Here is an 18,782-nt window from a genome sequence, read left to right as displayed (position 1 = left end):
GGCCTTACTTCCGCAGTTGCTTTCGGTGCTCCCGGTATACAAGCGCACACCCGGAACTCAATTGCCATCAGTTCGGTATTTATCCAAATCTAATGCCAAACAGTCCACCATCCTCCGTGGCATCGGTCAAACGTGTGGGAAGCACATGGTCGTTGAGATCGAATCCTTCAATAGTTTCCTTGAAGGCGTCGTCCTCATTCATCGTCACGATGTATTGAAAACCTAGCTCCTGCGCGATCTCCGAGCCAAGACGCAACGCACTGATAACTTGGCGCCCGTCAACGCCATCGAACAGGTGGCTGTCGTGGATCAGGAATCCTGGCCCCATCCGCCGCCGGGCGCACAAGCGCATCAGCATCATGTCGAAGCAGAAAATCTGCATGTTCTTGATGCCCTTGCTGCGTTCACCTTGCATCGGAAACTTGAATATTGGTCCGTTGGAGGTTTCATCGACCGTCATGCTGCCGGCCGATTCATACAAGCGTTGCGAGGTTTCCTCGAAGGCGACGATGGCCTCCGCCAGTCGATCCTTCTGCTCGGTGAAGTCGCGCCGTAGGCGGATCGTGAGGCGGTTGCGCTCGATTTCCAACTCGTTCTTGGTGCCTTCGAGCTGCTCTGCGGCTTCGAAGCGTTGCCGCACTGATTCCACTTCGGACTCCAGCCGCCCCAGTTCGCCTTGCAGCTTGAGGAACTGTTCGAGTGCGCCATGGCTCTTGAGAATGCCAAGGATTTCAACGCGCCGCTGGTCAAGCTGCGCCTTCTTACTATCGCGCAGCTCGATACGTAGCTTGGCCGCTTCGAGTTCGCTGGACAGATAGTCCTTGCGATTGCGCACTACCGATTCGTGAAAACTCTTCACGTCCTCGTAGCGGCGCCTGACCAAGCCAGGCAGCACAACGCCTGCCTCTTGATAGACCGCCTGGAGGTCTTCATGGTCTGGTGGAATCTCGGAGGCGAGCGCGCTTTCCAGATCGCGAATGGCCGAGAAGTCGATGGTATTGGCGTTGGCCAACTCGTTGAGCTGGCGGGTCAAACTAGCGGTCTCGACTTCCAGTTGCCGGTACTCCGGCAAGACCTGAAAAGTCTCAACTTCCGCGTGAAGCTTCTTGAGACGGGCTTCCTGGATAGTCAGCTCCGTGCGCAAGTCGGCGGCCTTGCCGATGATTGAACCGAATGCGCCGTTCCCGGCCGCCTTCCTCAACTCTTCGAGGGTCTTTTCCCGATCACGGACAGCTTGCCAATCCCTGGCAATCTGCCAGTCCAATCCAAGCAGGAACATCAGTGCCATCTGCATGTCGCCGGTCCCTTGCATCGTAGCCTGCTTTTCCGGCGTCATGAAGGCGCCGCTCGCCTGTCGGCGCACAAAGTAGGCAAACAGCGACCGGAACGAAGGCGGCTTGCTTCCCGCGGCTTCAAGGCTGCTCAGACCGAACATTTGTTCGCCGAGGAACGTACACCACTCGGTGGCCGAGAACTTGACCTTCGCGGCAGGCGGTGCTGTCACGAAGATTTTGGCTTTGGAACTGCCGCTGCGCTCGACCACCGTTCGTTCCGACTTCAGATCGAAGTCCATGCCGAAGGTGTGCTCGGCCAGTTCCGATGTGCGGAAAATCGAGTCGGGACCGGCATCGGCACCGAGCAGAAAATGCACCAGTTCAATGAAACTGGTTTTGCCAGCGCGATTGCGTGTCTGCTTGGTAGTCGCCCCCTCGGTTTTTTGAGCGAGCAGCACATTCAAGCCGGACTTCAGCTCTCCAAGGTTCTTGAAGCTAGGCAGCGTGCTGAAAATGTGATGAATCACGCTGTCCTCCGTGCCACAAGGCCGTTTTCGAGTTCGATGGTTCCAAGGGCGTACAGGAGGTCGAGGGCAAGCAAGAACCAGTCATAGGAAATTCGTCGAGGCGTTGTGGCCAGGCCCGCGTCATGTCTGTTCAATTCCTCCCAAAGCGCGGAGACGGTCTTGGGGCGTGCGAGGAAAGTCAAAACATGCGCACCGACGGTCAGTAACGCACGATCCTGCGGCAGATGTTTGGAAGGCAGGATCATGCCGCCCCCATCGCTTGAGCATCTTCAAAAATCTCGCACTTGTCGAACAGGTATGCCATCACGGCCAACACTGCCGCCTTATGTGCAGGCGTGGTATTTGCTGTGCCCCCGGCCCATGCTTCTAGGCGGCCGAAGATCTCATCAGGATGAAGCGGTGGAACTCCGTCCCGCAGCTTCACGTATTCACTCTTGAACGCCTGCGCGATTTGTTCGCCGTACGTAGGGTTCTTCCAGCTATTGAAGAACTGCGCGACGAGCGGCGACTTCTGCATGCCGATCTTCAGGAAGTCGGCGACAGCCTGAGACAGAAGGTTTGCCTCGATCTTTCCTCGCGATACGTCCTGCACCTCGCTCGTCGTAGGTACAGACGCGATGCTGATATGGGTGAGCACAGCGGCCAAGTCGCTGAAGCCCAGATTGACGTTCGCTTCCATCGTCAGCGAGGGGCCAAACCAGGATTCAAGATCCTGAAGGGTCAACTGACGGAACTTCGCCAGCATTTCCTCGTACCCGCAGTGCCCGGTTCTGATCTTCGGATTGTCTTGCTGGAGTTTGGCCAGAGCTTCGATGATGTGGGGGCCCAGGCGCCCATCGGGTGCGTTGTGGACGAAAGTCCACTCATCGAAATATTTTTCCCAATGCTCTTTGGCCCCCTCGAAGTCCTCGTTGATCTTCTTGACGGCGTCGGTGGCGCTCATTTCATTCGGCGCGTAGCTTTGGAACAGAATGCGCGCGGAAGGTAGGTATCCGTCGTTCTTCCGATCCCCAACGTTGCCCCAGGGGCGGCAAGCCATGAAGTCGCTGGGATGTGCCTTCGACATCAGCTTCTCGAACAGACGTTGAAACCCATCCCCTTTGGATTCCAAGAAGGCAATGCGGAAATCCTTTTCGTAGTTGAGCTGCTGTATGCGATCCATGCGGTCAGGCCCTGGCCTTAATGTTCTTGGAGTTCTCTAGGCAGAAGCTCATGGCTTCTTGGTATCGGGTGGGGCCTGCACGCGATTGATATCGAAAGGAAGTGCCTTATCGGCTGCAATGCGCGTGTGCAGTACCCGGATGGCGTCCGACACGGACAAGCCCATGCCTGCCAACACGTTCGTGGCTTCTTCTTTGATATGCCCGTCAATCCGGGCGCGAACGACATCACTGCTGCTTGCCATTACATGCCTCAAGCCTTGTTGTAGCTACATTGTGCTCCATTTGGGCTGCACTGTCATTGCGGCTTGTGGTGGCCGTCCCGGCGTACCGCCGTCGGGCTCGCGGGCGGGTGCCCCGCGCCTCTGGTCGAGTCGCGGCCTCCGGCTTTGATCCCTGACGCCTCCGTCCCCGGCGGGCCTGCGCGCTCCGCTTGCCCGGTCCTGCCTGCATTGGGAGGGGGAGGGCGTCTTGCTGTTCCCTTCACCGTATCACGGCGTTCTCGCCGTCAAGGGCTGCGCGCCGTTGGCGCTGGCGGCCGTGGCCGTCTTCGACCCTGTGACGGCTTGCGCTGCGCCGTGCTGGGGCCGGTTGCAGGCAATTTCGCCTGAGCAACCTGAGCACGATCATGTTGCAACTTTCTCTGTCTCTCGAATCCTCGCTGCTGGTGCGTGACGCACAGGGGCGCTACCTGCTGGCGTCGGCGGACCAGATCTTGGCGGCGGCCCGTTTGGTCATCGACCAGAAGAATCCGCGTGGGACGCTGTTCACTTCACCGGCAGAGGTCAAGGACTTCCTGCGCACCAAGCTGGCCAGCTTCGAGCACGAGGTCTTCGCGGCGCTGTTCCTCGACTGCCAGCATCGGCTGATCGAGTACGTGGAACTGTTCCGCGGCACGATCGACCAAGCCTCGGTGTACCCGCGCGAGATCGTGAAGGAAGCCCTGCGGCTCAACGCGGCAGCGGTGGTCTTCTCACATAACCATCCGAGTGGGAGTCCCGAGCCGAGCCAGGCCGACAGGCATCTGACTCAGCGCCTCAAGGAGGCGCTGTCCTTGGTGGATGTGCGCACACTGGATCACGTCGTCGTTGGCGGGGCGATCACGACCTCATTCGCCGAATGTGGCCTGCTCTGACCCCCGGGGGCTTCGGCCCCCTTTTTTTGCTGCGCCCGATGCCGATGCCTTCGCGCCAGCCCAGCAGGGCTTTTCGTCTTTGACCTTAGCCGACGCTGGCTCTGGTCGGACTGCTTGATACCGGGCAGTTGATCCCGATGCCCTGCAATTCGCTGCGGATTATTGCCTCTCCCCCATCGGGTACAAAGGGGCCAACTACCACGCCATCGACCGCAGCACGCCAATCGAATGGTGCCTTAGCGAAACGATCCACAAGCCGAACATTGGTCCTGGGCCAAGCTTCGTTCGAGTGGTCGTAGAGGAGCCTGACTTCATCTTCGTTCGCAAGGTTATCGTTTAGACGCAGGAAGGACGCCGCAATCCCTTGCCCCAGGCTGTCGAGATGCTTACCCCAGTTCGCATCGGAGAAATAGGTCTCTATCTCGGCATCCGTGGCGTACTGCATTTGGCCGATGACGTGTTGCAGCATGTAGAACTTGTTGTCCCTGCTCATCGCGGCGTCCAGCAACTTCCTTGGTGTCGATTGCACGCGAACGGAAGGATTGCGGCGAGAAAAAATAGCCCAATCTGATAGTGAGTCATGGGCCGTGGCCGACCAGCAGGAGCCGTAGATCGTGGCGACCACTTCGAGTGTTAGCGTCCCACCAGTGACGTCATCCTTGAATTCCCGGTCGAGCAGCGGATTCTCAGATGTATCGCCCCAGTTTGATTTGTCGATCTTGGTGTAGGTAAGGCATTTCTCACTTAAATCCTCGCGGAAGTATTGGAGTTCCATGATTCGATACACGGGAGCGTCCGGATCCACTTCGAAGATATTTCGTTGAATGTAGAGATCCCTCATTTCTTCCTGGGAGGCGCCTCGGCAATCCGCTTGAACGATCTTGCCAACGATGTCCGTATTGAACCTTGGAACCATGCATATCCCCCTCGAGTGAATCAGTCACTGCATCATCTATTTATGCGTCTTGGATGCTCGAGCTTTCACTGTTGCACGCCTGTCATCTTCGACTTTACGTGATCGTAGGCGAACTGGACTACTGACGCTTCGATTCGAGCGTCCCCGGCCAGGGAGGTACGGCCGGGCGCGCTGTCGTGCTGCGCATCGAGCCTCGCGACGCGAGTCTCGCCCCATTCGGGCTTCCATCGTTCCCTTGCTCCGCTCGGCTGACGCCTTCGGCCCGGATGCCTGATCCGGGCCTGCGCGCTTCGCTTGCGTGCGATCGGCGCAAAGGGAAGGCCGTTGCCTGTCCAGCCGTCTTCCCTCGCTCATCACCTTGTCCGCGACTGTAGCCCGTGGCCGTGTGCCGTCAAGGCGCGCAGGGCCGTGTCCTCGGCTGCGCCTGCGGGCCGCACCCACCCCCTGCGCTTGCCTCCTTGACGGCCCCCGTCCGCGCGCTCCTGACCGTCGCGGGCGATGAACTCAGGAAAGACGGTGGCAACGAGGCCAACCGGGTTCCTCGTGCCGACCGCACCGAACAGCCGAAAGGCTGGGCTTCGAATCTAGGAATCCGGTGTGCGGTTTCTTCAACAGCAACTTTGTCAGGAGAGTGCCATGCAACTCGCATTCCGTTTCGCTTCCCGTTCGCCCTCGCTGCGCAGCGATGCCCCGCTGTCCGAAGACCAGATCCGCCGTGTGGCCCCGACCATCTTCGCGGACGCTCCGCATGAGAGCCGTTCCCAGCGTTATCGCTACATCCCCACCGCCGCCGTGCTGACGGAACTGCGCAAGGAGGGCTTTCAGCCTTTCATGGTGACGCAGACCCGTGTGCGCGATGAAGGCAAGCGCGAGCACACGAAACACATGCTGCGCCTGCGCCACGCTAGCCAGATCAACGGCGCGGAAGCCAATGAAATCGTCCTCCTGAATTCCCATGACGGGACGAGCAGCTATCAGATGTTGGCGGGAATGTTCCGCTTCGTCTGCAGCAATGGCCTTGTCTGCGGCGACACCGTGGCGGATGCCCGCCGCTGCACAGCGCCTGCTTAGCTCGGCTTGGCGAACACATCCAGCCCTTTGCCGGTTTCCAGCAACGATTTCAGGCTCGACAACACGATCGGCCAGCCCTGGCGGATGCCGGTATCCATCCCGCTGCCCGCTTGCAGATCCTCATGCGTCACCGTCAGCTTGACCATGTCCTCGTACGGCACGATCTCGAACGTCACCCGGCTGTAGGCCTTGGGGTCATCTGCCTGCGAGGCGGCCGCCCAGGTGATCACCAGCCGCGAGGGCGGGGTGCTTTCCACCACCTCGCCGACCAGTTCCACCTTGCGCTCTTCGTTGGCGCGCACATGCTGCCAGCGCGAACCGGTCGCCCAGTCCGATACGTTTTCATGACCCCAGTAAGCGCGGGCAATCTCTGGCCGGGTGATGGCCTCGAAAACTTTCTGCGGCGTGGTCGCGATGTAGATCACGTGGATGAAACGGGTGGATTCTGCGGTCATCGTCATTCTCCTTCCAGTTCCTGTTTGAGGTCATGCAGCAGGCTCAGGCGCTGCTGCTCGAACTTGCTTACCCAGCGCGTATAGACATCGTGCAGCGGCACCGGATTGATGAAGTGCAGTTTCTCGCGGCCGCGCCTGACCGTGCTGATCAGGTTGGCTTCTTCCAGCAGGCCCAGGTGCTGGGTCACCGATTGCCGGGCCATCTGCAGGTGCTCGCAGAGCTGCCCCAGCGTTTGCCCGTTGCGCCCGCACAGCAGGTCCAGCAGCGTCCTGCGTGTGGGGTCGGCCAGGGCCTTGAATACGCTGTCTACATCCATCGGCGATCTTCAGTTCCAGTTGTCGATCTTGACGTCGTGCGGGCTCGGCTGGCCGTGTCCGGTTTCCAGCAGGGCCTTCAGGCTCATCAGGAAGACGGCCCACTTGGTGCTGCAGTGGTGCATGAACTCCACGCGTTCCTTCCAGCCTTCGTGGCTGAACAGCACGATGCAATAGTCGCCTTCCTGGTGCAGGGCGAAGCGCGCGGTGGTGCCGATCCATTCCGCGGGGCCGTCGATGAACTCCCACAGCACCAGGTCATTGGGCTGCAGCTGCAGCAGCTTCATCTGCATGGCGCCGATTTCCGTGCCATCGGTAGTGAAGCGGGCGGTGACCGTGCCGCCCACGTGGCGGTCACCGGCGCTGCCTTCTGCCCACCAGGCTGCAATGCCTTCCGGCGTGGCAAGGGCCTGGTAAACCTGGGCCGAGGGGGCCCTGATGCCGACCCTGTGTGCGATATCCACCATGACAACGCCTCCGCGATGGGCGGCAGGGGCCGTCCGTGCGGACACAATAGGCAGGTAAATGCCTGCATGTCAACTGGGCCAGGGTTGGCCCAGGTTTGCCGGCCAGCGGCCGGCACTACCGTCAGGTTTCGTGTATCGCTTCCACCCGCAGTTGCAGGCCAAGCGCCTGTGTCACCTGGAACAGGGTGACCAGGTAAAGCGGAAAAGCACCGTTCAACTGCCGCCGCAGTGTCGCCGGGCCCACGCCGCACGCCTTCGCCACCTCGTCCATTCCATCCTGCTCCGCGACAAGCAGCAGCGCGCGGGAAATGCTGGCTTCATCGCACGCCTCCATCCCCAGCAGGTCATCGAGAAACGCGGCAAGCCGGGCGGCACGCGCCTGCGGGCCGTTCAGCATCGGCCCTCCAAGCTCTGCGCCGATCACTGGGTGGACTCCATTCCAGCCGTCACTGATCTGATCATTTCGCGTCCACAGATGATCAGGCCCTCCACCGTATCGTCGGTGGTTCTGGCCTCGGGATGGTCCTCGGGGCGGGTCGCGTGTACCGCGTGCAGGATCTCCAGCACCACCGCCACTGCCTGCAGTATGCGGAGGTGCGAGGTCGCATCCCGCTGCGGGTACGGTTCTACGCCGTCGCCAAGTGAGCGCAGTGGCGCGTCTTTCCTGACAGGGGGTACCAGGCGCAGGTGCACCACCTCCGCGCTGCGCGTCCGGGACTGCTCGGACTCTTCGAGCTTCTGTTCCAGCCGTTCGATGAAGTAGGGCGGGAACTCACTGATCTTCTCGCCGATGAGGGCGTACAGGCGCTTGGCGCTGAGGGGATAGTCGGTATCCATCGGTCGTCCTTCGCATGGCGTGTGGCCACCTGCGCGGGCGCGAGGTGGCGGGCGATGCGGGTTGGCATACCGGTGACTAGCTGAGCAAAAAACGCCGGCGGATTGGGATCCCCACGCATCGCCCACCATGAAACCGATGGGCAATGCTGTGCATTCTCCGCCGTGCCCAATGGGCAAAACAGAGCCAATACGCTCAACTAATCAAACAGGATGCCAATCCCGGCTGTCGCTCTTCGGCTTCAGCACGGCCAGCTTGCGATGGGGTGGGGGAGGCGTCCATGAGAATAGTTGCGAAGTGGCGAAGGTCCGTCGGTGTGGATGGCCGGTGGGTGGGCGGAGAAGCGTGACGACCAACGGTCGTCACCCACCAGGGCGCGTCGTCACCCACCAGGGCGCGTCGTCACCCACCACGGCGGGTCCTTACCCACCGCGGCTGGGGGCTCGTGACGACCAGCGGTCGTCACTACCAGAGCAGGTCGTCACGCTTTCGCCAGGCAGTGGCTACACCACGCCCAAGTCGATCATTTCGGGCACGAAGGCGAGGTCGGTGGCGGGGCTACCCGTCCTCTGCATAGGCACCAGTTGCAGCGTCAGTGATCCTGGCCTTGGCAGACCATTCTGTCCAAGTTTCCTCAATGCGCTGGTCAACTCGACGGAATAGCAATGCCCGTGATTGTCCATGCCCTGGTGGGCCTTGTTGCCGAAGAAGTTGATCGAGGTGACGTAGTGCGGGTCGGTGGTCGGCGTGCGCGGCCCGGCAGTTGGCAGGTTGATGAAGACGCGCACGGACTGCAGGTTGCTGCCGACCTCGGTGCCTCGCAGGACGGCGAAGACACGATTGCCGCTGGGACCTGACGCCGAAGGGACGCTGAGCGCAGTGCTCAACGGCGCGGACGGTGTCGCAGCGCCGATGTTCCCGGTACGTGCCCGGGGGATGGCGGTGGTCGCGGCGGGATTGAACAGGGCCTTGAAGCGGGTCTCATCCGCATTGGCCTGCGCCTGGCTGCGCGTGGCGCGGGCAGCAACCCGGCTGTCATCGTACTTGTAGCCCAGGTCCGCAGGGCGCAGCACCTTGTCAACCCGGACGCTATAGCGCTGGCCATCCAGGCGCAGGAAATGATTGGGAAACACCATGTCCAGCCAGAGCGGGTCGGTGGTGTTGACATGCCCCTGCAGGATCCAGTTCTCCCAGATCCGGTCCACGTTGGCATGATGCAGGAAGAACAGCGGGTCACGCGCGGCGGCGGGGAAACCCATGTAGCCGTTCACCTCATCGTGGACGTAATTGTGCGGACCCGATTCCAGCTCTGAAATGGCGCCGCGCCGGCCCAGCCATACAGGCGTTACGTTGTTCTGGACCCGCGGTGGGCTGACGCTTTCATCGAACGGGCGGCCCCCGCCGAAGTTCTCCAGGATGGTGGCGTTGAGCAGGCCGCGTAGTTTTTCCTGCCCTGTTTCGGCGGCCGGCAGGTTGGGAACCGGCTTCCTCACCTGGCGCATATCATCGCCAGCAAGGGGCGAAAAGAGGGCGTTGGGCTTGCCCTTGTAGAGCGGGTCGGTAAATGCAGGCGGGTACGCCCGCTGGGTCGACCAGTCCCAGTAGGGCATGGCGAACCGCGTGTGTCCGGTCATCTCGATGACGGCTTTCTCGTACATGTCCAGATACGCCCGGTGCCAGGGCAGGAAGTACCAGTTGCCGTGCTGGCAGTGGTTGAAGTTGTATGAGCCGCCATGAATGTCCGCGAACTTGATCCAGCTGATCGCATTGGACTGGTTGCGGCCGCGCATCTCGTCGACAAACGACCTGAGCGCAACAAGATCAGGATCGTCCAGGGACATGTTTGCGATATTGCGGCGCACCCTGAGGGGCTGCTGTGCCGAGGCACCTTTCGAGCCTGCCAGTCCGCTTGCCAGGGCCAGCGCGGAAGCGGTTCCCACCATCATCGATCTTCGGTTGAGCACGTTATCTCCTTGGAAGGGCCGTGATGGCCCTGCAAGGTCGATTCAAGATTACGGCACCGGTGGCATCAAGCCGGGATTTGCGTCGGACCATGCACAGCCGCGCATGGAGGCAGCGCGCAGCTGCAATCGCTGCCCGGCGGCGACAAGCCGCAGGCTCGTTAACGTCGGTGGCTCCACGGCCAGTGGTCTACCAGCGCGCTTCCAGGTGCTTGAACGCGCGTGGCAGCAACACGCCATCGGCATCGAATGCATCCACGCGGCGTCCGTCCACGTGTACCTCGCGCGGCCGCGTGCGGCTGGGCCACCACACCCGCACGGCGCTTCCTGCATGCAGCCCTTCGCCCAGCGTCACCACCAGCACGCCGTCGCGCTGCCGCGCGTCCAGCTTCAACGTGCCATGGGCAGTGGGCAGGCGTTCCACCGACAGGCCATCACCGGCAAGCCACGACGCCGGGGTGCCGGGCAGCAGCGACAGCGCATCGTCGTCCTCGCGCATCAGCATCCCGAACAGGGTGCGGCCATATTCCGCACCGATCCACGTGTGCGGCATGTCGCCCAGATAGCGCGGAAAGCGCAACCGCGAGTGCACCACTTCGGCCAATACCTGCCATTCCAGCGGACGTCGGTCGTGCAGCAGGCCGATCAGCAGTTCGTTGGCCGCCTCGGGCTGGCCGAGGTGCACATAGCTCAGCACGTTGCGGATTTCGTACGGCGTGTAGGCATACAGCGCGCCGGGCTGCGCGCGTTTGCGCACATCCTCCAGGTATCGCGCGAAGGTCGTACGCAGCGCGGCATCGGGCAGCACGTCCTGCGCGCCGGTGGAGTCCAGCGCGATCGAAACACCGGTCGGATCACCATCGCCCAGGTCGGCCGAAGACGGAATGAAGTCGATGCCTTTCCACGCCATCGTGGCGCGGATCGAGGCGGCCACCGCGTCATGCAGCAGGCGGCCCTGTTCGCGCGCCCAGGCGGCGGTTTCCGGCTCACCCAGTGACTCGGCCAGCCACGCACCGTCGTGCCAGCCCTTGATGCCCCAGTAGTCATCCCAGTAGCTGTGGGTGGGCGCGGGATAGCCTTCGTGGCTGATCGACGGAGCCAGGATGCCGGCAAAACGCTCCGGCGCAGGGTGGCCGGCCATGTAGCCCGGCACCAGCGTGCGCTCGCGCAGTTCCTGCAGGAAACGCATCGCGGCCTTTACCTTGGGCAGGTAGGCACGCACTGATTCGGGGCCGCCATCCAGTCGTGCCACGTCGGCGACCAGGCTGATGTACTGGCCCTGGCTGTCGTATTCGATATCCGAGCCGAAGCCGGTGTTGACGCTGCCGTCGTTGTTGAGGATCGGCGAGACCAGGCCGTTGGCATGCACGCCATGCGAGCTGTACCAGGCCAGGTAATCGCGTGCCACCGAGGCTTCGCCCATGCGCAGCAACACCGCCGAGGTGGCCATGCCATCGCGGATGAACGAGCGGTTGTAGTTGCGCGGGCCGGGCTGCATCGCCGGGCCGGTCTGGTTGATCAGCATGTAGGCGGCCTGCGCGCGCAGCATGTCCACCAGCGAATTGTCCGGCAGCCGCAGGCCGACCTGGCCGAGCCGCGCCTGCCAGTCAGCGGATGCGCGTGCGGCCAGTCCATCGAAGCGTGCGTCGGGCTCCTTGGAGGCATCGGCGAACGGCAGCGGCGGCGCCTGCGGCAGGCTGCCATCGGCGGCCGCTGGCGCGGTGCCCAGCGGGAAGGCGACCACGACGGAGCGGGATGCGCCGGGCTGCAACGCAACGCGGTAGGCGAGGGCAGCTGCGGCAAGGCCGTCGGCATCCTGCGCGCTCTGCGCGTGGGGCAGCTGGCCGCCGGCAATGGCCGCACTGATTTCGCTGCTCCCATCCGCGCCGAACGGTGCCGCGCCGGCTTCGTCCACTGCGGTGAGCGATTGCAGCAGGCGGCGGCCATTCACGCTCACTGTCCGTCCTTCCACGGCGATCTCGCGTATGGGCGACAGGCCGCCGCTCTGCCACGGCGGGTTCATCTGCATCGGGCGCACGGCAAGTGTCAGCGTGCCGTTGATCGCGGTGGTGCCGGTGTTGTGCAGGCGATGACGCACCAGCGTCACCGGCTGCCCGCCGAGTTCAATGGCAAACGCTTCGCTGTGCAGTTCCAGTCCCGGCTGCGGCAGCCAGGACGCCGAGGGCATCGGCTTCCAGCCATCGCGCAGTGCGTGGCGTACCGGTTGCCCCGTGGCCCCCGTGGCGTCGCCGCCGTCAGCGCGCCAGATTGGTTGCACCAGCGGAGCCCCCTTGAAAGCCTCGATGTTGCCGTACTCGTCGAAGATTGATTTCTGCACGCCTGCGTGCACACCCACCGCGGTCCAGTAGGTCTGCTGCAGCAGCAGCGAGGCCGGGGCCAGCGCACGCTGGGCGCCGCTGGCGGCGACCTGGTAACGCTTCATCGGGGTCATCACCGCAGCCGGTCCGAGCAGGCGGATACGCTGGACCGACGGCGCGCTGCCCTCCACCCGCAGTCGCAGGCTGTGCGCATCCACCGCGGCGTTGCCAGCCAGCCAGCTCTGCTGTCGGCTGCCCGCCTGCGGGTCGCGTGCCACCAAGGTCCACTTGCCGTCTGCGTCCTGCACCTCCAGCTGCGCAGCGCCGTGCGCGCTGTCGGCCCAGTCCACCACCAGGCCGGCGGTGGCCAATGGGCGGGGCAGACCGATGGCCAGCACATGCTTGCCGTGGGCGTCGTCGCTCGGAATCGTCACCGCGCTGCCGCCCTGCCAGAGTGCGGCGGACGACGCGGCCCCCAGCCCCGCCACGCGCGCGCTGTCGCGGGTATCCAGCGGCTCCATTTCAAGAATCGACACGCCCCAGTCCGAGGTGCGCTCAGGGCTCGCCACGCGCAGGTAGCGGGCCCGGCGCGGGGCGAAAAACAGGGTTTCGATGCCGCCCAGCGAGTCGCCCATCGTGTAGGCCAGGTCCCACTGCTTGCCATCCAGCGAGGTCTGCAGGATATAGCCCTCCGGATTGGAGACATCCCAGGTGATACGGACGCCGCCAAGCAGTGCCGGCCGGCCCACATCGATCTGGAACCAGTGTCCTGGGCTGAAGGCGCCGCCAGTGACGGTCTTCGGATCGTTGTCGATCAGGTGGCCGATCGCCATCGTCGCCACCTGCTGCGAGGAGCTGCTGGCCTGCCATTGGCTGCGCGGCGCCAGTTCCTGCGCGCTGCAGATCCCGGCCCAGGCAAGGATGGGCAGCAACAGGAGGCGTGCCACGCCCGCCGTCACCGCTCGGATCGTCTTCCTGTCACTGGCATGCAGCATCATGTTTTCACTCCTCGACGCATAGGAAACCCCACGGGATGGGCAGACGCTAACAGGCAGTGGAAGCGCTTACACGACGCGCTGCGGTACGCCGCGGTCCCGGCCCAGGGCGGATCAGGCAAGGGGCCGGGAGTGGCAGGCGGTCTGCGGGAACGGCTGCTGAGAGAACGCTCGCGGGCGATCGCGCGGACCGCTGGCTGAACGCGCCAGATTGCGCCGGATGTCCACGCGTGCGTGCAAGCGATTTCTGGTAGCCCGGCTGCCGCCGACACCGCATTCTGCGCGGGCTCGGTCGTGCAGCGTGCGGTTGAAGTCAGGCCATAGCCCGCACCTCTCGACGATCCTGAGCCGTGTATGTCGTAAATGGCTCGTCGGTGAGCCGGTCCATCGGGTCGGGAGCGACCCACGATGTCGCCCGAGGGCTGTTTCTACATCCCGTTTTCCCGCTTCTGGGATAGTGCGGATTCAGACCAGTCCTATGGCGGATTCCTCATGAACCAGGTGCCGATCGTCCACGCAACGGAGATGTTGGCCCGCGCGTTCGGCGTCGTCGCAGCGAGCGTACGGCGACAGTCCAGCGGGAGTGAAGACGTGACGGCGAGGTTCGACGTCGTCGATGTCGCAGGTCGACAGTGGCGGCTGGAGGCAGCGCCCGCGCGCCGTCAGGCTGGCCACGCATGGCCGCCGGGCGCGACCGGCTGGGGTCGGCATTGGATGTTGAGGGAAGTGCATGCCGCGCAGGACGGGCCGGGCGGTGCAACGCCACCGCAACCGGATCGGGTTGAACCGGCCCACTCCTGCAGACCGCACGCGTGGGAGTGCGCCGACGGACGCGCGCTGGAACGGGTAGGCAGCTGGCTCGCGCAGCCGGCCGGCCTGCCGACGGCAACGGATATCCCGGGACAGGCGTTCGTCGACATGTGGCTGAGCAACCGCCAGCACATCGCCACCATGCACGCGCGTGCCGAAGCGCTGCACGATGCGCTTGCCCGGCATGCGTCAGTATCGGGTCAAGCCCCTGCGGGCGGTGCCGCATCGCGGATATGCAACGAGGCCTACCGCCACCAGCGCGTGCTGCGGCACCTCGTGGAGACCCAGCAGCTGCTGCTGGGGCCGCAGGCGGCGGTGCACCCGGTTGCGGTACGCCGCGACGCGCTGCGGCGCCTGAATGGCCTGTTGGAATCCGAGCGGGCCCGGCTGCTGCAGGAGGATACGTTATGGCAGGCCGGCGCAGGTTGATCCCATCGCTCGCGGCGGGGGCCTATTCGCCCGGTTTGGCTGCCGCGCTGGCGGCCTCGCTTTTTGCGCGCCGCGCCAGTACGGCTTCCCGGTGCGCGATGTAGGCGTTGGAACCGAGGATGATCAGCGCACCGATGACCGTCCAGCGATCCAGGGCTTCGCCGAACAGCAGCCAGGCCATCACGCTGACCAGCGGCAACTGCATGAAGCTGATCGGGGTCAGGGCGGAGACTTCTCCAAGTCGCAACGCGCGGGTCCACAGCAATTGCCCCAGCGTGCCCATGACGCCGGTCAAGGCCAGCCACACCCACGCGATGCCGGTGGGCCACTGCCAGACGAACAGTGCCGGTATCAGCGACAGCGGCACCCAGAACACATAGGTGTAGAACACCACCGTATCGGCGCTGTCCACGCGGGTGAGCTGCTTGATCTGGATGGCGACCACCGAGCTCAGCACGGCCGCGGCCACCGCCACCAGGCTGCCGGCGCTGAAGCTGCCGGTGCCCGGCCGCACGATCACCAGCACGCCGATGAAGCCGATGATCACCGCGGCCCAGCGCCGCACGCGCACCGTCTCACCCAGCCACAGCACCGCCGCGATGGTGACGAACAGCGGTGTTGAGTAGGACAGGGAGACGGCCTGCGCCATCGGCAGATGGCCCAGCGCCCAGAAGGCGCACAGCATCGAGGCCAGGCCGATCGCGCTGCGCAGGAAATAGCGCGGCAACTGCTGGGTTTTCAGCGGGGCACGGCCCGGGCGCAGCAGCATCGGCAGCAGTGCCACCAGGCCGAACGCATTGCGGAAGAAGGCCACTTCCTGGGTCGGCACGTAGGCGGTGGCGTAGCGGATGGCAAGGGCCATGAAGCCGAATGACAGCGTACTTCCCAGCATCAACCAAGCCGCGCGCATCGGCGGCGCGCCGGTATTTGACAGGGTGGGGGTCACCACTGCGCGCCGATCAGCCGCGGTTCCGGTTCAATCGCTACCGCGAAGGTTTCCAGCACGGAGGCGGAGATGCGCCTGGCCAGTGCCAGAAGCTCGGCGCCGCTGGCGCTGCCGTGGTTCACCAGCACCAGCGCGTGGCTGGGTGCCACACCGGCATCGCCGTCGCGAAAGCCTTTCCAGCCACAGTGTTCGATCATCCAGGCGGCCGATACCTTGCGCTGGTCCTCGCGCTCTGCCGGATACACCGGCAGCTCCGGGAAGGACTGCAGCAGTACCTCGACCTGGTCTACGCCGAGGATCGGATTCTTGAAGAAGCTGCCTGCATTGCCCAGTACCTCCGGATCAGGCAGCTTGCGGCTGCGTATCGCGATCACCGCGTTGGCCACGTCCACCGCGCTTGGCGTTTCAACACCCTGCGCCTGCAGTTCTTCGGCGATGCCGGCGTAGTCCATGCGCAGTTCGTGCAGCAACGGCAGGCGCAGCTCCACGGCCGTGATCAGGTAACGGTCCGGCTGCTGTTTGAACACGCTGTCGCGGTAGCCGAAGGCGCACTGTTCATTGTCCAGCCGCACCCATTCGCCGACCTGGCGATCCCAGGCTTCGACGGCCTGGATGAACTCACCGACCTGCACGCCGTAGGCACCGATGTTCTGTATCGGCGATGCCCCCACGGTGCCGGGAATGAGCGCTAGGTTTTCCAGTCCGGACAGGCCGTGCTGCAGTGACCACAGCACCAGCTTGTGCCAGTTCACCCCGGCCGCGGCGTGCACCACGGTGTAGTCGGCACGGTGTTCCAGGATGTCGATCCCCTGGTTGGCAAACACCAGCACGGTGCCCTCTACGTCGCCGGCCAGCAGCACGTTGCTGCCGCTGCCCAGCACCAGCAACGGGCCTTCGGCCACGGCCGGCAAGGCCAGGGCATCGGGCAGGTTGGCGGAGTCCTGGATTTCCAGCAGCTGCGCGGCCTGCGCCTGCACGTGGAAGGTGTTGAGCGCCAGCAGTGAGGCGTTTTCGGTGAGGGTCCAGCCGGTGTTCGCCATCACAGGCCTCCCACCGCGCCGCGACTGGGCGCTTCGCGGCGGCGACGGATCGCCTCCACGCAGTCGGACACCAGCGACGGGCCACGGAACACCAGGCCGCTGTAAAGCTGCACCAGTGCGGCACCAGCGGCCATCTTGGCCACTGCGTCGGCACCGGAGCTGATGCCGCCCACGCCGACCAGCGGCATGCTTTCCGGCAGCCGCGCGCGCAGACGGCGCAGCACCAGCGTGGACTGGTCCAGCAGCGGTGCGCCGGACAGACCGCCGGCTTCGTTGGCCAGCGCGTCGCCTGCAATGGCGCTGCGATCGATGGTGGTGTTGGTGGCGATCACCCCGTCCACCTGCAGCTCGGCGAGCACGCGCGCTGCGGCATCGATATCGCGTTCGTTGAGGTCCGGCGCCACCTTGACCAGCATCGGCACGCGCTTGCCGTGCATGCTGGCCAGTTGTTCCTGGCGCTCGCGCAGGCCGGCGATCAGCTGGCGCAGTGCGTTTTCTTCCTGCAGTTCGCGCAGGCCGGCGGTATTGGGCGAAGAGATGTTGACGGTGATGTAGTCTGCCAGCGGGTACACCTTGTCCAGGCAGGCGAGGTAATCGTCCAGCGCCTGCTCGTTGGGGGTGTCTTTGTTCTTGCCGATGTTGATGCCGAGCAGGCCACGGCGGTCACGCGCTGCTTCGACATTGCGCACCAGCGCATCGACCCCGGCATTGTTGAAGCCCATTCGGTTGATGATGGCGCCGTGGTCCGGCAGCCGGAACAGGCGCGGCTTCGGATTGCCCGCCTGCGGGCGCGGGGTGATGGTGCCGATCTCCACCGAGCCGAAGCCCAGTGCGAACAGGGCATCGATATGCGCGCCGTTCTTGTCCAGTCCCGCGGCCAGGCCGACCGGGTTGGGGAAGGTCAAGCCGAATGCTGGCGTGGGCAACGGCGCGATGCGCGGCGCCACCAGCGGCGTGGTGCCGAAGCGATAGGCCGTATCCAGTGCGGCCAGGCCCAGGCCGTGGGCGCGTTCGGCATCGAGGGAGAACAGGAAGGGGCGTGCAAGCGAGTACATGGGCAGATCAGTCCAGCGTGCCGAGGAAGGCACGGGTTTGGTATTCAAAAGCGACGTTGCCGTTGACGGCATGCTGGTCGAACAGCGTGCGCAGCGCCGCCAGCATGGCGTCATGCTTCGGCTGGCCGGCGGTGGGGGCGTATGAAGAGGACAGCAGGCGGCCCTTCAGGGCATCGAAGTCCAGCATCTGCACGTTGGGGAAATAGCCGATGGCCTGCAGGCCGCCGGCGAACCACTCGCGCATCTGTTCGTCGGTCTGGTAACGCTCGGCCACGGCGCTGTAGTCGGTGCCGAATTCCAGCAGCAGCTGCTCGTAGCCGCGCAGGAACGGGGAGGCATCCAGCAGCCGCGAGTTCCAGAACACCAGCACGCGCCCGCCCGGGGCCAGGATGCGTTTCCACTCGCGGCGCACGGCTTCCGTATCGAACCAGTGGAAGGCCTGCGCGGCACTGACCAAGCCGATGCTGGCATCGGCCAGGCCGGTCGCCTCGGCGGTGCCGTCGGCGGCGCGGAAGCGGGGGTATTCCGTGCCCAGCCACTGTTCGGCCGCCGCGCGCATGGCCGCGTTGGGTTCAACCGCGATCAGCGGATGGCCAGCGGCCAGCAGCATCTGGCTGGAAATGCCGGTGCCGGCACCGATGTCGGCCACCAGCGCCTCGCGCGGCACGCCCTGTTCGTCGTGCAGCCACCGCAGCAGGGCGGGCGGGTAACCGGGGCGGAAGCGCACGTAGTCTTCGACCCGGTTGGAGAAGCGCGAGGCGGATTCCGGAGTGCTCATGCCCACCTCATGACGAAACGTGGGCCAGCCAGGCCAGGCCGCCGAAGAAGGCGAGGAAGGCGCCGATGGCCAGCACCGCACCCAGCACCATCAGCCAGCCCAGGATCAGGCCGCCTATGGCCAATCCGTCGCCATCCAGCTCATGCGGGCGGCGACGGATTTCGGCACGGGCCATATGCCCGGTGATGATCGCCCCGAGGCTGGCGATGAAGGGCAGCACGGTCCAGCTGCAGATCCCCAGGACCAGGCTGGCGACGGCCAGTCCACTGGTATGACGGTTAGGCACGCTCATGCG

Annotated in this window: 19 protein-coding genes and 1 pseudogene; 3 read left to right on the top strand and 17 right to left on the bottom strand. The window is 64.2% G+C overall.

The genetic code is table 11. The features are described from left to right. Positions 1 to 79: 79 nt before the first annotated feature. From IFT63_RS07765 to IFT63_RS07750, 4 genes are read right to left on the bottom strand one after another with little or no spacing between them, the layout of a single operon-like run. Entirely contained in the window at positions 80 to 1,801 is a 1,722-nt protein-coding gene (locus IFT63_RS07765) for an ABC-three component system protein (RefSeq protein WP_192083747.1), read from the bottom strand. Next, positions 1,798 to 2,046 carry an ABC-three component system middle component 6 gene (locus tag IFT63_RS07760; RefSeq protein WP_192083746.1) on the bottom strand — a complete coding sequence of 83 codons (249 nt, stop codon included), beginning with the start codon at positions 2,044 to 2,046 and terminating at the stop codon, positions 1,798 to 1,800. Before IFT63_RS07760 ends, IFT63_RS07765 begins: the two co-directional genes overlap by 4 nt. Continuing rightward, positions 2,043 to 2,963: an ABC-three component system protein gene (locus tag IFT63_RS07755; RefSeq protein ID WP_192083745.1), complete on the bottom strand. Its 921-nt coding sequence runs from the start codon at positions 2,961 to 2,963 to the stop codon at positions 2,043 to 2,045. Before IFT63_RS07755 ends, IFT63_RS07760 begins: the two co-directional genes overlap by 4 nt. A 48-nt stretch (positions 2,964 to 3,011) precedes the next feature. After that, positions 3,012 to 3,206 (bottom strand): type II toxin-antitoxin system RelB/DinJ family antitoxin, encoded by a 195-nt coding sequence (locus IFT63_RS07750; RefSeq protein ID WP_192083744.1) that lies wholly within the window; start codon positions 3,204 to 3,206, stop codon positions 3,012 to 3,014. Between the two features lie 383 nt (positions 3,207 to 3,589). On the opposite strand from IFT63_RS07750, the gene radC reads away from it, so the two are divergent. After that, on the top strand, positions 3,590 to 4,096 hold the full coding sequence (gene radC, locus IFT63_RS07745; RefSeq protein WP_192083743.1) for a DNA repair protein RadC: 507 nt from the start codon (positions 3,590 to 3,592) through the stop codon (positions 4,094 to 4,096). 85 nt (positions 4,097 to 4,181) lie between these two features. Here radC and IFT63_RS07740 read toward each other — a convergent pair whose 3' ends face one another. After that, on the bottom strand, positions 4,182 to 4,937 hold the full coding sequence (locus tag IFT63_RS07740; protein ID WP_192083742.1) for a hypothetical protein: 756 nt from the start codon (positions 4,935 to 4,937) through the stop codon (positions 4,182 to 4,184). A gap of 711 nt (positions 4,938 to 5,648) precedes the next feature. On the opposite strand from IFT63_RS07740, the pseudogene IFT63_RS07735 reads away from it, so the two are divergent. Beyond that, positions 5,649 to 6,056, top strand: a pseudogene (locus IFT63_RS07735) (DUF932 domain-containing protein); the annotation flags it as partial. A 23-nt stretch (positions 6,057 to 6,079) separates the two neighbouring features. Here the strand turns inward: IFT63_RS07735 and IFT63_RS07730 are convergent. From IFT63_RS07730 to IFT63_RS07700, 7 genes are all read right to left on the bottom strand, one after another. Continuing rightward, a complete protein-coding gene (locus IFT63_RS07730; protein ID WP_192083741.1) occupies positions 6,080 to 6,538 on the bottom strand; it encodes an SRPBCC family protein in 459 nt (152 codons plus the stop codon). Positions 6,539 to 6,540: 2 nt separating this feature from the next. Further along, positions 6,541 to 6,855, bottom strand: a complete 315-nt coding sequence (locus IFT63_RS07725) for a metalloregulator ArsR/SmtB family transcription factor (RefSeq protein WP_192083740.1) — start codon at positions 6,853 to 6,855, stop codon at positions 6,541 to 6,543. Positions 6,856 to 6,864: 9 nt separating this feature from the next. Continuing rightward, complete coding sequence (locus IFT63_RS07720; protein ID WP_192083739.1) at positions 6,865 to 7,320, bottom strand: SRPBCC domain-containing protein; 456 nt, start codon at positions 7,318 to 7,320, stop codon at positions 6,865 to 6,867. A gap of 121 nt (positions 7,321 to 7,441) precedes the next feature. Continuing rightward, a complete protein-coding gene (locus tag IFT63_RS07715; protein ID WP_192083738.1) occupies positions 7,442 to 7,744 on the bottom strand; it encodes a transcriptional regulator in 303 nt (100 codons plus the stop codon). After that, entirely contained in the window at positions 7,741 to 8,157 is a 417-nt protein-coding gene (locus IFT63_RS07710) for a hypothetical protein (RefSeq protein ID WP_192083737.1), read from the bottom strand. Before IFT63_RS07710 ends, IFT63_RS07715 begins: the two co-directional genes overlap by 4 nt. 501 nt (positions 8,158 to 8,658) lie before the next feature. Continuing rightward, positions 8,659 to 10,101, bottom strand: a complete 1,443-nt coding sequence (locus IFT63_RS07705) for a tyrosinase family protein (RefSeq protein WP_192083736.1) — start codon at positions 10,099 to 10,101, stop codon at positions 8,659 to 8,661. 205 nt (positions 10,102 to 10,306) lie between these two features. Beyond that, positions 10,307 to 13,429 (bottom strand): discoidin domain-containing protein, encoded by a 3,123-nt coding sequence (locus IFT63_RS07700; RefSeq protein ID WP_192084187.1) that lies wholly within the window; start codon positions 13,427 to 13,429, stop codon positions 10,307 to 10,309. 408 nt (positions 13,430 to 13,837) lie between these two features. Between IFT63_RS07700 and IFT63_RS07695 the strand changes: the two genes are divergently transcribed. Beyond that, the gene (locus IFT63_RS07695; RefSeq protein ID WP_192083735.1) at positions 13,838 to 14,668 is read left to right on the top strand and encodes a hypothetical protein; all 831 of its coding nucleotides are present in this window, start codon (positions 13,838 to 13,840) and stop codon (positions 14,666 to 14,668) included. Between the two features lie 22 nt (positions 14,669 to 14,690). Here IFT63_RS07695 and IFT63_RS07690 read toward each other — a convergent pair whose 3' ends face one another. Genes IFT63_RS07690 through IFT63_RS07670 form a run of 5 tightly spaced genes read right to left on the bottom strand, consistent with a single transcriptional unit; the run spans position 14,691 to position 18,779 of the window. Beyond that, complete coding sequence (locus IFT63_RS07690; protein ID WP_192084186.1) at positions 14,691 to 15,578, bottom strand: DMT family transporter; 888 nt, start codon at positions 15,576 to 15,578, stop codon at positions 14,691 to 14,693. 32 nt (positions 15,579 to 15,610) lie between these two features. Beyond that, on the bottom strand, positions 15,611 to 16,654 hold the full coding sequence (gene murB / locus IFT63_RS07685) for a UDP-N-acetylmuramate dehydrogenase (RefSeq protein ID WP_192083734.1): 1,044 nt from the start codon (positions 16,652 to 16,654) through the stop codon (positions 15,611 to 15,613). Then, entirely contained in the window at positions 16,654 to 17,709 is a 1,056-nt protein-coding gene (locus IFT63_RS07680) for a quinone-dependent dihydroorotate dehydrogenase (protein ID WP_192083733.1), read from the bottom strand. Before IFT63_RS07680 ends, murB begins: the two co-directional genes overlap by 1 nt. A 7-nt stretch (positions 17,710 to 17,716) precedes the next feature. Then, positions 17,717 to 18,487 (bottom strand): class I SAM-dependent methyltransferase, encoded by a 771-nt coding sequence (locus tag IFT63_RS07675; protein ID WP_192083732.1) that lies wholly within the window; start codon positions 18,485 to 18,487, stop codon positions 17,717 to 17,719. A 7-nt stretch (positions 18,488 to 18,494) separates the two neighbouring features. Continuing rightward, on the bottom strand, positions 18,495 to 18,779 hold the full coding sequence (locus tag IFT63_RS07670; protein WP_042612490.1) for a DUF4190 domain-containing protein: 285 nt from the start codon (positions 18,777 to 18,779) through the stop codon (positions 18,495 to 18,497). Positions 18,780 to 18,782: the final 3 nt, after the last annotated feature.

The organism is Stenotrophomonas sp. CFBP 13724 (assembly GCF_014841975.1).
Taxonomy (GTDB): Bacteria; Pseudomonadota; Gammaproteobacteria; order Xanthomonadales; family Xanthomonadaceae; genus Stenotrophomonas; species Stenotrophomonas lacuserhaii.
The sequence above is the reverse complement of the archived record's forward strand: the minus strand, read 5'-3'. Positions and strand labels throughout refer to the sequence as shown.